6 protein-coding genes and 1 pseudogene are annotated in these 12,258 nt (G+C 61.5%); 3 read left to right on the forward strand and 4 right to left on the reverse strand.

Annotated features, from left to right (window positions below; genetic code table 11):
• Positions 1 to 420 precede the first annotated feature (420 nt).
• Both NW857_RS04700 and NW857_RS04705 read right to left on the reverse strand, forming a co-directional pair.
• A pseudogene (locus NW857_RS04700) lies at positions 421 to 618 on the reverse strand (RNA-guided endonuclease TnpB family protein); the annotation flags it as partial.
• Between the two features lie 227 nt (positions 619 to 845).
• Complete coding sequence (locus tag NW857_RS04705) at positions 846 to 3,101, reverse strand: ComEC/Rec2 family competence protein (protein ID WP_414368107.1); 2,256 nt, start codon at positions 3,099 to 3,101, stop codon at positions 846 to 848.
• Between the two features lie 276 nt (positions 3,102 to 3,377).
• Between NW857_RS04705 and cphA the strand changes: the two genes are divergently transcribed.
• The 3 genes from cphA (at position 3,378) to NW857_RS04720 (ending at position 7,574) form a co-directional block, all read left to right on the forward strand.
• Positions 3,378 to 6,074: a cyanophycin synthetase gene (gene cphA, locus NW857_RS04710; protein WP_414334332.1), complete on the forward strand. Its 2,697-nt coding sequence runs from the start codon at positions 3,378 to 3,380 to the stop codon at positions 6,072 to 6,074.
• Between the two features lie 358 nt (positions 6,075 to 6,432).
• Positions 6,433 to 6,633 carry a hypothetical protein gene (locus NW857_RS04715; RefSeq protein WP_414330572.1) on the forward strand — a complete coding sequence of 67 codons (201 nt, stop codon included), beginning with the start codon at positions 6,433 to 6,435 and terminating at the stop codon, positions 6,631 to 6,633.
• 89 nt (positions 6,634 to 6,722) lie between these two features.
• Positions 6,723 to 7,574, forward strand: coding sequence for a prepilin peptidase (locus tag NW857_RS04720; protein WP_414334331.1), 852 nt, complete (start codon positions 6,723 to 6,725; stop codon positions 7,572 to 7,574).
• Between the two features lie 63 nt (positions 7,575 to 7,637).
• Here NW857_RS04720 and NW857_RS04725 read toward each other — a convergent pair whose 3' ends face one another.
• Positions 7,638 to 11,600: a magnesium chelatase subunit H gene (locus NW857_RS04725; RefSeq protein ID WP_414368110.1), complete on the reverse strand. Its 3,963-nt coding sequence runs from the start codon at positions 11,598 to 11,600 to the stop codon at positions 7,638 to 7,640.
• 214 nt (positions 11,601 to 11,814) lie between these two features.
• The coding region (locus NW857_RS04730) for a phage integrase N-terminal SAM-like domain-containing protein (protein WP_414368112.1) at positions 11,815 to 12,258 on the reverse strand (444 nt) is incomplete at its 5' end.

Raw genomic sequence — 12,258 nt, forward strand, 5'->3', positions numbered from 1 at the left:
ATGTTGTAATCTTAAGTCAGCACCTACCCCGGTGAAAAACCCGGACAGTACCGAAAGCCAGTAAGCAAGCGGAACCTTGAGGCTTTGTCTCTAGGAACTGTCTAGGGGCGTCTTGACAGCGCCTTTACGAGTCCAACTGTGGACTGCGTAAGCCTTCCCCAACTTCAGCCGGGGGAGTGTCAAAACTCCTACGGTGGCTCAGATTAGCCGAGGCTGGTTGGCTACAGCCCATGACTACAGTCTTTGCCAATCCTTGCCCAGTACAGAGCTTTCCAGCAACACCGACTGCAGCCGCTGCAATTACCCTTTGCGTAACAGGGATCCCTCTCGTCTGCAAAAACCTGATAAACTACCCCACCGCATAAGGCGGGTGGTTTTTTTGGTAGCCCTGAAGCAGGCCCACAAGGACTCCGTCCCGCTGACGCGAGTGGAGATGCAGTGGTTTACCCAAGCTTGAAAGCGTCTTTTCTTGCCAGACAGCCGTTGCAGCAGCTCCCGGCATCTGCGCCGAGAACTGCGTGTGCCCTGACTGGCCTTGCGTTGCAGAACCGCTCTCAAGCGGGAGTAGTGGTCTCTGACCTGGTTCAACTGCTGTCCATTCCAGTTGTCCCCCTCTGTTCGCGTCAGCCGGCCGTAGGCCTTGGTCGCATCCAGCTTTGTGGCTTGCGACGCAGACACCTTGAGCTTGCAAGAGGTAGTCAGAGCTTGGGTCATGCTAAGTATGTTGGGCGCTATCCCTTCCCACCGTATAGACGGTGGGGTATCCCGCGCGTTTTGTTGATCCAGCACTTTGATCCAACGCTGCGCTGTCGCGTACACAAGGGGAGAGGGCGCAGGGGATCCACCTATCCGTCCAGTTGCGCCCTCAGGGTTTGCACGCCCCGCCGCGACCAGCTCACTGCTCCAACGCGATCGGCGATGTAGAGGGGCCGCTGCTTTTGCCGAAACCAGGTGGCTACTGCCTCGCCAACAGGGCCGGAGCTGATGCCCGCCTGCACCTGAAAGCGCTCCAGCAAGTCCAGGATCACGGATCCCCCATCCCACCACAGCCAGTCGATCTGGGCCGGCAGCAGGGGGGATCCGGTCAGCTCAGCCTGGACGTTGGTGCCGGCGGATCCCAAGAGCAGCCAACGGGATCCCTCCGCCTCCAGGGTCAACACCAGAGGGTTGGTGTGGACAGCCTGCAGCTTCAGCCGCTCCGAAAAAGGGATCCAATCCGCAGGCCGCAAGACTTGATAGGGGATCCCGGCTGCTTGCACGGCGCTGAGGGAGCGCAGGTAGCTGTCCGAGGCGGCATTGACGCCGCCCCCATCCCAGAACTGCCCGATGGAGAAAGCCGAAAGCAGGATCTCCCAGCCCCCATTGGCCGAGCCGGCAGAGGTCATGGCCACCGCCCCCTCCAGACGGCGCAGGCCCTGCTGCCGCAAAAAGGGCAGCACCGTGCGCTCGGCCAAGCGGGGATCGCCGCTGTTCAGTAAGAGATGGCGTCCTTCGGCTTGGATGGCCAGGATGGGGATACGGCCACTGGCCAAAGCCGTGATCTGAACTGGCGGCCCCGGCCACAGCCTTGGCCCCAGCAGGATGGCGGCCATAACCAGAGCAGTACCCTGCCAGCGGAAAGCCCGCCGCCAGCGGGGCCAAAAGGTCAGGGCCACCAGCGCCCCGTAGAGGAGCAGGCACTGCAGCAACGAGACCCTGCCGGTGTAGTAGGAGCTTAGGGGCCAGCCGGCCATCCAGCTCACCCAGTTAATCAAAGGCGTGAGCAAAAACGTCAAGGGCCGGGCCAGCAGGGATCCCAGCCCCGGCCAGATCAAGGCCACCAGGGCCGCCCCAAACCCTGCCACCAGCAGCGGCACTACTAGAAGCAATAGCAGCGGGTTGGCCAGCAGCGAGTAGGTGGGGATGCGGCCAAAGATAACCACCTGTAGCGGCAGGGTCCAGATCTGGGCGGCCAGCGGAACGGCCAGAGCGGTAGCCACCGCCGGCGGCAAAAAGTCCAGCCGGGACACGATCGGCGCCGTCCCCACCAGCAGCCCCAAGGTGGCGGCAAAGCTAAGCTGAAACCCCAGATCGGTAATCCACAGCGGCTGGTAGATCAAGAGCAAAACTGCCGCCACCAGCAGCGTCCCCAGGGGGTTAAGCCTGACTTTTCCTTCCAGTCTGGGCTCCGTCAGTACCAGCATGGCCGCCACCCCCATTACCGCCGCCCGCAGCACCGAAGGCGTAAACCCCGTCAAGGTGAGGTAAATCCCCAAGACCGCCAGGAGGATCCCTTGCTGCAGGCGCACCGGCAGCCGCCGCGTCAGGACGAACACCACCCCCACCAGCAGCGACACGTGAAACCCAGAGGCCGCCAGGACGTGGGCCAGGCCAACTTCTCGAAAGGCATCCTGCAAATCAAAGTCCAGTTGAGCAGCGCGGGATCCCAGCACCAGGGAAGCCAAGAGGTTCCCCTGCCGCTCCCCCAGCCCGGCAATGAACGCCTCCCGCACCCGCCGCCGCAACACCCAACCTCCCCAGCCCCTCCCGCCCGGTTGGGGAATCACCTCGCGAGCGCTGAACCCCGCAAAAGCCCCCTGCCGCTGCAGATAGACCTGAAAATCAAAGCTGCCTGGGTTCAGGGCTGGACTGGGAAGGTAGAGGGATCCCGTCAGGCGCACCCGCTGGTTGGGATGGAGATCCTGGCTTGGGAGAGCTTCAGGGGTGGCAGTGACGTAGAGCTTGCCGCTCACCTGGCGAGCGGTGGAGTTGGCCTCCAACACCTGCTCCGCCTCAAGCCAAAACTGCCGCCGCTCGCTGCGGCTGGAACGGGGCTCCGCAAGAACGGTGCCCACCAGGCTCATCTGCGGCTGCGGGGCCAGCAGGCTAATATCCGTCGGGCCGGGAACCGGCTGCCGCCAGCCCAGGTAGGCCCAGGCCAGGCAGCCCACCAGACCCATCGCCAGCCAGGTGCGGGCCAAACGCGGTCGTCGCCGGTACCCCAGGGATCCCACCAATCCCAGCCCCAGCGGGATCCCCCAGCCCCAGCCGCTCACCGCCGGCCAGGCCCGCAGCAACAGGCCCAGGATCCAGCCCAGCCCCAGCAGATAGGTTCTTTCCATCTCCTCGCAGCACGTTTGCCCCCACTGTACTGTCGCCCTCAGGCGGGATCCATGGCCTTGTCTTAACCTTGCTCGCCTGCCAAAAAATCGTATTAAAGGATACTCTTTCTCGCCCCTGGCAAAGGGAGTGTAGATTAGGGCTGTTCGCGTGGCGAGCTGTTCAAGTGCTTTGCAGCACCAGGTAGGGCTCGCAGATGCCGAGGAAGTTCCCCGCGCCAACCTTCTCAGATAAGCAGCAGTCGTCTGTTCCCCTCTCTACCGTTTTCCTTGAACCCTATGCGCATTCGATCCATCCGCGTTCTCAGTGGCCCCAACTACTGGAGCATCCGTCGTCACAAGCTGATCCAAATGCGGCTCGATCTGGAAGACCTGCGGGAGCGCCCCACCAACACCATTCCGGGTTTTAAAGAAAGGTTGCAGACCTTGTTGCCGGGACTGTGGGAACATCAGTGCTCCCGCGGCTGCTATGGGGGATTCTTGCAACGGGTGGAAGAGGGTACCCTCATGGGCCATGTGGTGGAGCATGTGGCTTTGGAACTGCAGACCCTGGCCGGCATGAAAGTGGATTTTGGCCGCACCCGCGAAACCTCCACCCCCGGCACCTACAACGTCGTCTTTGAGTATCAGGAGGCAGAAGCCGGGCGCTTTGCCGCCAAAGCTGCAGTGTATCTCTGTCAGGCCTTGGTGGATGGAGAAGACTACCGCCGCGACCTGGAGCTGGACATCCAAGAGTTGCGAGAGATCCGAGAAAACGTCCGCTTCGGTCCCAGCACCCAAGCTCTGCTGGATGAGGCCGCCCTGCGCGGCATCCCCTATCTCCGCCTTAACAAGGGATCCCTGGTGCAACTGGGGTACGGAGTCTACCAAAAGCGCATCGAAGCCACCACCACCGAAAAAACCAGCATCATTGCCGCCGACCTGGCCGCCGACAAACGGGCCACCAAAGAACTGCTGCAAGACATGGGGATCCCGGTGCCCAAGGGCTACACCGTGCGGCGTCGCAGCGAGTTGGCGGCCACTATCGAGGATGTGGGGGGCTTTCCGGTGGTGATCAAGCCCCTCAACGCCAACCATGGCAAGGGCATCACCGTCAACATCACCAGCTTGGAGGCCGCCGAGATCGCCTACGATGCGGCCAGCCAGTACTCCGATGTGGTGTTGGTGGAACAACACCTGGTGGGGGATGACTACCGCCTGCTGGTGATCAACAACAAACTGGTGGCCGTGGCCAAACGGATCCCAGCCCATGTAGTGGGGGATGGCCGCTCCACCATTCAAGAGTTGATCGATGCGGTCAACCGGGATCCGCGGCGGGGGTTTGGTCACGAAAACGTGCTGACCCAGATCAGCGTTGACGACATGACCCTGCGCATCCTGGAGAGCAAAGGCTACACCCTGGATACCGTGCTGCCCGAAGGAGAGCATTGCACCCTCAAGTCCACGGCCAACCTGAGCACCGGCGGCATTGCCGTCGATTGCACCGATATCATCCACCCCTACAATGCCTTTATTGCCGAGCGGGCAGCTCAGATCATCGGCCTGGATGTGGCGGGCATCGACCTCATCTGCCCGGACATCGCCCAGCCCGTCAACGAAACCGGCGGCGGCATCGTCGAAGTGAACGCCTCTCCGGGTTTGCGTATGCACCTGGCCCCCAGCGAAGGGATCCCGCGCAATGTGGCCGAGCCCATCATCGACATGCTCTTTCCCCCCGGCAGCCACACCCGTATCCCCATCCTGGCCGTCACCGGCACTAACGGCAAAACCACCACTACCCGCCTGATCGCCCACATCCTCAAAGGTATCGGCAAGCGGGTCGGCTTTACCACCACCGACGGCGTTTACATTCAAAACCATCAAATTGCCAAGGGAGACATGACCGGCCCCCACAGCGCCCGCCTGGTACTGCGGGATCCCACCGTAGAAGTGGCGGTGCTGGAAACGGCACGGGGCGGTATCTTGCGGGAGGGTTTGGGGTTCCCGGAATGCGACATTGGCGTGGTGCTCAACGTAACCTCAGATCACCTGGGGCTGGGGGACATCGAAACCCTGGAAGACATGGCCCGCGTCAAATCGGTTTTGGTGGAGGCGGTACACGAGCGGGGCTACGCCGTCTTAAATGCCGACGACGGCCTGGTGGCCGCCATGGCCGCCAACGTCAAGGCGACGGTGGCCTATTTCAGCATGAACCCGGAGAATCCCCTCATTCAAAAGCACATTGCTTCCGGGGGCACAGCGGCTGTTTATGAGGAGGGTCACATCTCGATTTTGAAACGGGGCTGGAAACTGCGCATCGAAGATGTAACCAACATTCCCCTCACCCTCTCCGGCAAGGCCAGCTTCATGATCCAAAATGCCCTGGCCGCCACCCTGGCCGCCTTCCTGCACGGGGTTTCCATCGACGACATCCGCATGGCACTGGGCACCTTTACCAGTTCTGTGGCTCAAACCCCCGGTCGGCTCAACTTGTTCGATGTGGGCGGCTACCAGGTGTTGGTGGACTACGCCCACAACCCGGCAGGCTACGAGGCCATTCAGAGCACCCTGGAACGCTGGGATTGTCAGCGGAAGATTGGCGTGATTGGCGGCCCCGGGGATCGGCGCAACAGCGATCTGAGAGAGTTGGGAGTCCTGGCGGCGCGGATGTTCGACCGAGCCATCGTCAAAGAAGATGATGACCGGCGGGGACGGGAGCCAGGCGAAGTGGCCGCTCTGATCCGGCAGGGTTGGGAACAGGAAAAGGCAGGGGATCGCTTGCAGGAGATCCTGGATGAGGCAACTGCCATCGAAACTGCTTTGGAAAAGGCCGAACCCGGAGACCTGGTGGTGATCTTTCCGGCAGACGTGCAGCGCACCATCCAGATCATCACCCGCTTCCAAGACAAGCTTAACCCCAAACCCAGTTACCGTGGCTCTTCCTACAGCATGGGCCCAAACTTGATCTCCCCCAGCCCTGAGGGCAAACCGTCTTGAGCCGGCTGCCGACAACTCCAGAATGCTTCATGGTTGCCAGAAGCATGCCCCCGTTCCCTAAAGAGTATTGGGAATTGAGTGGGCGGAGATGGCCCATAACCCCCCGGCGGCGATATCCTGGGTTTAGGCTTGCCAGGGCCAGGCTGGCTCAGCTTGTCTTTTGGGGAGGAGCAGGTGTAGAGACTCCATTCCGTTTGTGCGAACGGTTCAAGGGATCCTCGCTTTTTAAGGCTCTTTTAAGGAACCTTAAGCGTTTCTAAAAAAGCTCAAAGAGGGCGGACAGAACGTTAGGGATCCCAAGCGACTTTGGGAACATCGTTAGGGTAATAGTGGGCTTCGCAAGGTAGGGAAACCGCACATGGACAGCGCGTTGCTGCAAGCAGCTCGTCAGATCTATCAATTTCATCTCCAGCATCGACCGGAGGTGCTGGAGCAGCCGCCGCGGGGTGTGGTCATCCACCGCCGTACCCTGAGAGGGGATCTGATCTTTTCTGAGTTTCCCATTCTGCTGCCCCAAGAAACCTTTATTCCGCTGCAGCAGTTGGAGCCGCTGCGGTGAGGCAGAAGGGCTCCTCTCCCGTTCTTCTCCTGCCCTTTTGAAGTGGTTGCCATGCTCAACCTTCTCTCCTGCTACGCAGCGCTTGCGCAATGTGGCTGAGCAACGCCGACGCGAACGGCATCTGGGAGCTGCGCCTGTTGGGCTGGGTGCTGGTGTTGGTGCTAGGAGCCTGTGTGGGCAGCTTTCTCAATGTGGTAGTCTATCGCCTGCCGCGGGGCCTCTCTCTGCTCTATCCTGGATCCCATTGTCCCCACTGCAAAACACCGCTGGGCCCGACGGAGAACATCCCCATTCTGGGCTGGTTCCTGCTGCGGGGCCGCTGCCGCCACTGCGGTGCGCAGATTAGCTGGCGCTACCCTGCCGTTGAAGCCTTGACCCTGGGGCTGTTTGGCCTCAGCATCGCCATCTTGGGTTTTTCCCCCCGCGGGATCCTCACCTGTGTCTTGTTGGGCTGGCTGCTGGCCCTGGCGCTGGTTGATCTGGACACGTTCTTGCTGCCGGAAGCGCTCACCCGCTCCGGCTTGGTGGCGGGGCTGCTGGCCCGCTTGGCGCTGCCCTGGCTGGAAGGATCCGGATCCCTGGCGGCCATGGGCCTGTCGCTGGTGGCCGGGATCGCGGGGGCCGTATTGGGCATTTGGTTGCTGGAGGGCATTGGCTTTGTTGCCCGCTGGGTTTTGCAGCGGGAGGCCATGGGCGGAGGAGATGGCAAGCTGCTGGCTCTGATCGGCATGTGGCTGGGCTGGCAAGGAGTCGTGGTGACTCTCCTTTTGGGTTCCGGCTTTGGCTTGCTGGGCAGCCTGCTGGCCATGACTAAAGGAAAGGCCCGCCTGGGCAAACCCATCCCCTTCGGCCCCTACTTGGCTCTGGGCGGTGCCGTGGCCGCCTTGGCGGGATCCCCCCTGGTGGAAGCCTACCTGCACTGGTCGGGGTTGCTGGGGTAGAACTCCCGCACCCCTCTTCCAGTGGCAACGGCGCCAACGATCGGCAGGGATCCCCTTTGGCCCCTATTCCACCCCCTCGATCCGGTCTTCCACTTCTTGGTACAGCTCCTGCAGGCGCTCAATATTGGCCTGGGAAGTCTGCCAGTAGCCACGCCCGTGCACCTCCAACAGGGATCCGACGATGCGCCGGAAGGAGTGGGGGTTGAGGTTCATCAGCCGCTGCCGCATCGCCTCGTCCTTGATGAAGGTCTCGTTGGTTTCCTCGTAGATCCAGTTGTCCACCGCGCCTGCCGTGGCCGACCAGCCGGAGGTGTTCACCAGCCGCTTGGCGATCTCCCGCACCCCTTCGTAGCCGTGCTTGAGCATGCCCTCATACCACTTGGGGTTGAGCAGCTTGGTGCGAGCATCAAGGCGGATCGTCTCGCTCAGGGTGCGGATCTGGGCGTTGGGCGTGGTGGTATCCGCCATGTAGGCCGAGGGGGCCTTGCCGTCCGGGCGCAGGCTCTGCACCAGCTTGGTGGGATCCGAGTCGAAGTAGTGGCTGACATCCGTCAGGCTGATCTCCGAGGAATCCAGATTCTGGAAGGTAACGTCCACCGTTTTCAGGCTGGCCTCAAAAAGCTGCCGCATCTGCTGGTTGGGCAGATTGGAGCCGAAGGCAAAGGACTTGCGGGATAGATACATCTCCCGCAGCTCGCTCTCGTCTTCCCAGGAGCTGTTTTCCACCGCCAGGTTGATGTTGGCCGAGTAGGAGCCGGAAGCGTTGGAAAAGACCCGCGTTGCTGCCTGCTCCAGCGTCAGCCCCAGCTCCTTGGCCTGCTGTAGGGCGTGCTTGCGCACAAAGTTCAGCTCCAGCGGCTCGTCGGCCAAGGCCGCCAGCTTCACCGCCCGGTCGAGGAGAGCCATTTGGTTGACAAAGAGATCCCGGAACACGCCGGAGCAGTTGACCACCACGTCGATGCGGGGCCGCCCCAGCTCCGCCAGGGGGATGAGCTCCACCTTGTTCACCCGCCCCAGGGCATCCGGCTTGGGACGCACCCCCAGCAAACACAGCACCTGGGCTAGCGATTCCCCATAGGTCTTGATGTTGTCCGTGCCCCAGAGCACCACCGAGATGGTTTCCGGGTACCTGCCGCCGTTGGCGCTCAACTCGCGGGCTAGCAGCCGCTCCACCACGATCTCCGCCGACTTGATGGCCGCTGCCGTGGGGATGGACTGGGGATCCAAAGCGTGCAGGTTGCGCCCCGTCGGCAATACATTGGGGTTGCGGATGGGATCCCCGCCCGGCCCCGGCAGGATGTACTCCCCTTCCAAGGCCCGCAGCAGCGATCCCAGCTCGTAGTCAGCCGTAATTTGCTTAAGGCACTCTTCCAAAAACTCAAACAGAGGCTTGAGCAGCTCTGCATCCACCTGGGGATAGCCCGCCTCCTTGAGGGCCACCAGCCAGGGCGCCTGCCGCCCCATGTTGAAGAAGTTGAGCTTAGCTACCCTGGAGACCCGCCCCTGGGCGTCGGTTTGCTCCTGCACCAGGGCCGCCACTGCCTTGTGGCAGGCCTTGTTGATGCGATCCAGCAGCTCCGTATCCGCCAGGTGCCCCCGATCCCGGTTGCGGTAGATCTCGTCGATATCCCGGCCCAGGCTCTGGGCAATAATGCGCGGCAGGCCAAGGATCCCTTCTTCTGGGCGGTCGATGCTGGCGATGCTGACCAGGGTGGCGATGGCTTCCTCTGCGGTAGGGGGCGCCCCGATCACATGCAGCCCACAGGGCAACAGCCGCGACTCGATCTCCATTAGCTTGGCGTAGAGCTGGCCCACCACCGTGTCCCGTTCTTCCAGGGTGAGCTGGCCGGCATCCACCGTCGGCAGCTCCACGTCCTTGTCCAGGTTGACCAGGCGCGCCTTGTCACAGATGGCGTTGACAATGGCAATGCCCCGTGCCCCCTCCCGCAGGGTTTGGTAAGAGCCAATCAACTCCCGCAGCTCCTGCAACCCCTTGTAGAGGCCGGCATTTTCTGCCGGCGGCGTCAAGTAGCTGATGGTGCAGGCGTAGCCGCGCCGCTTGGCGATGGTGGCCTCGCTGGGGTTGTTGGCCGCGTAGTAGTACAAGTTGGGCAGGGATCCAATCAAATTATCCGGGTAGCACTCGCCCGACATGCCGATCTGCTTGCCCGGCATGAACTCCAAAGAGCCATGGGTGCCAAAGTGCAGCACCGCATCGGCTCCCCAAACTTTCTCCAAATAGGTGTAGTAGGCGGCAAAACCGTGGTGGGGGCTGGCCGACCTGGAAAAGAGCAGCCGCATGGGATCCCCTTCGTAGCCAAAAGTGGGCTGCACCCCGATGAACACGTTGCCAAAGTGCTTGCCGTAGATGAGCAGATTCTGCCCGTCGGTGTTCAGGTGCCCTGGGGGTGGCCCCCAATATTTTTCAATGGCTTTGACATAGGGCGTCAGGGCCTCGTATTCCCGCACCGACAGCTTGGCAGCCACGTTCAGCTCCGGGCTGGCGTACTGGGCCTGGGCATCGTGCAGGATGGCCTCCATCAACTCCTGCGGCGTTTTGGGCAGCTCTGGCCCCAGGTCATAGCCGTTGTGGGCCAGCGCCTGCATGACGCGGTGGATGGAAGCAAACACATCTAAGTAGGCCGCCGTCCCCACATTGCCCTTGTCCGGCGGGAAGCTGAAGACGGTGATGGCAATTTTCTTCTCCAGCTTGGGCTTACGCCGCAGATTGGCCCACTTGATGGCCCGCGCCGCAATCAGCTCAATCCGATCCTGTAGGGCATGGGCCTTGCCGGTGGCGGCGTCCCGGCCCGAGAGGATGATGGGATCGATAGCCCCGTCCAGCTCAGGGATGGCAATCTGCAGCGCCACCTGCACCGGGTGTAGGCCCAAGTCACTAGTGGCCCATTCCTCTGTGGATTGAAACACCAAGGGCAGCGCCACCATGTAGGGGCGATTGAGCCGTTGCAGCGCCTCCACGGCTTTGGGGTGATCCTGCCGCGCCGGCCCGCCCACCAGGGCAAACCCCGTCAGCGACACCACCACATCCACAATTGGCGTCGTCTTCTGCTCGTTCCAGAAAAACTCGTTCACCGGCTTGGAAAAGTCCAAGCCGCCGGCAAACACCGGCACCACCCGCGCCCCGCGCGACTCCAGCTCTTGCACCATGGCCACGTAGTGGGCATCGTCCCCCGTCACCAGGTGGGTGCGCTGCAGCACCAGCCCCACACAGGGGGCCAGGGGATCCTTCACGTCTTCTGGCAGATCCTCGCGGGCGTTGTACCAATCCCAATACTCCGCCAGGCTGGCAAACATCTGCGGCGCCAGCGGGTGCCAAATGCCCATCTCCAAATAGGTGACCGGCTCGGCAAACTTAACCTGATCCCGCATCCCCGGCAGGTAGCGATCCGCCAGCATCAGCAAAAAGTTCTCCAGGTTCTCGCGGGATCCGCCCAGCCAGTACTGGAAGCTGAGCATGAAGTTGCGGGCATCCTGGGCCTTGTCAAAGGGCAGGTACTTCAACACCTTGGGCAGCGTCTGCAGCAGCTTCAGCATCCCCTCTTGGAAGTTGGATCCCTGTTGGCGCTTGCGCATGAACTGGGCAATGGCGCTCTTAGATTGGCCCAGTTGCGCCATGGAAAAGGATCCCAGCTTATTAAGGCGCATCACCTCTGGCATGGAGGGGAACACCACCACCGCATCCAGCCGCTCCCGCAGGGGTTCTACTGCCTGTACCACCTTCTGGGCAATGTCCTCAATGAAGATCAAGGAGCCGATAAAGACATTGGCCGTCTCCAGATCCCGCCGGAAAGCCTCATACCCCGCGGGATCCCGCAGCTCCTCCACCAAGTAACCAGACAGCTCCACCGCCAGCTTGGGGTTCTGGGCATTGATGCGCTGCACCGCCGCCGTCAGGGCACTCTGATACTGCGGCTCCAACACCACGTACACCACCTTCATCAGTCGGCGCCCCCCCAGCTCAGCAGGGGTCACGTGGCGGGTGATGGGCTTAACCAGAGTAAACATGCAGTCGCTCTCCCTTGTGCAATGCAAAAAAGCAAGTGGGCCGGGAATGGGCATTCTTCCCTAGCGCCTGTTTCCCGTTCTACCAGAGAACCGGAACTGGGTTCGTTAAGAGCCGTTACACATGTAACAATTCGCAATTTACCAGCTCCACTCCCGCTCTGCCTTGGGATACTTGCGCTCCAAAGCAAAGGGCAATATAGACAGAGCCGTATCCTTATTCCAAGTCCTGCTGATGTTGTCGCTTGACCCAGGGCAAGTGTTCTTGCAAAGGTTCCACTAGGGTTTCTGGCAGCATCGTTAACCGGCTCTCCATCCCTTTGCTATTGCGAATCGCCAGTTGCCGTTGGGCAAAATCCACATCTTTAACCCGGAGCTGCTGAGCTCCTGCCAACCTCGAGCCACTGCCATACAGCACCTGCACCACCAAGCGATAGATCCCAGACAGATGCACAATGACAGCCTTGACCTCCTCAGGGGTTAAGACCGTAGGCAAATAGCTTGAGCGCATGGCTCGTACGGCGTCTAGGTCAAGGTCTAGCTCCAGATGCAAAACTTCTCGGTAAAGGAACAACAGCGCACTGAGAGCTTGGTTCTGCGTGGACGCCGCCACCCTCTCCTCCACCGCTAAGTGGGTTAAGAAGGCATTGATCTGCTCGCC

It is taken from the genome of Synechococcus sp. H55.9 (genome assembly GCF_047462355.1).
In the GTDB taxonomy this organism is placed as follows: Bacteria; Cyanobacteriota; Cyanobacteriia; order Thermostichales; family Thermostichaceae; genus Thermostichus.

Bases quoted from the DNA above. Each gene is read 5' to 3' on its own strand.
- NW857_RS04705 (WP_414368107.1), bottom strand. From the start codon at position 3,101: ATGGAAAGAACCTATCTGCTGGGGCTGGGCTGGATCCTGGGCCTGTTG.
- cphA (WP_414334332.1), top strand. From the start codon at position 3,378: ATGCGCATTCGATCCATCCGCGTTCTCAGTGGCCCCAACTACTGGAGC.
- NW857_RS04715 (WP_414330572.1), top strand. From the start codon at position 6,433: ATGGACAGCGCGTTGCTGCAAGCAGCTCGTCAGATCTATCAATTTCAT.
- NW857_RS04720 (WP_414334331.1), top strand. From the start codon at position 6,723: ATGTGGCTGAGCAACGCCGACGCGAACGGCATCTGGGAGCTGCGCCTG.
- NW857_RS04725 (WP_414368110.1), bottom strand. From the start codon at position 11,600: ATGTTTACTCTGGTTAAGCCCATCACCCGCCACGTGACCCCTGCTGAG.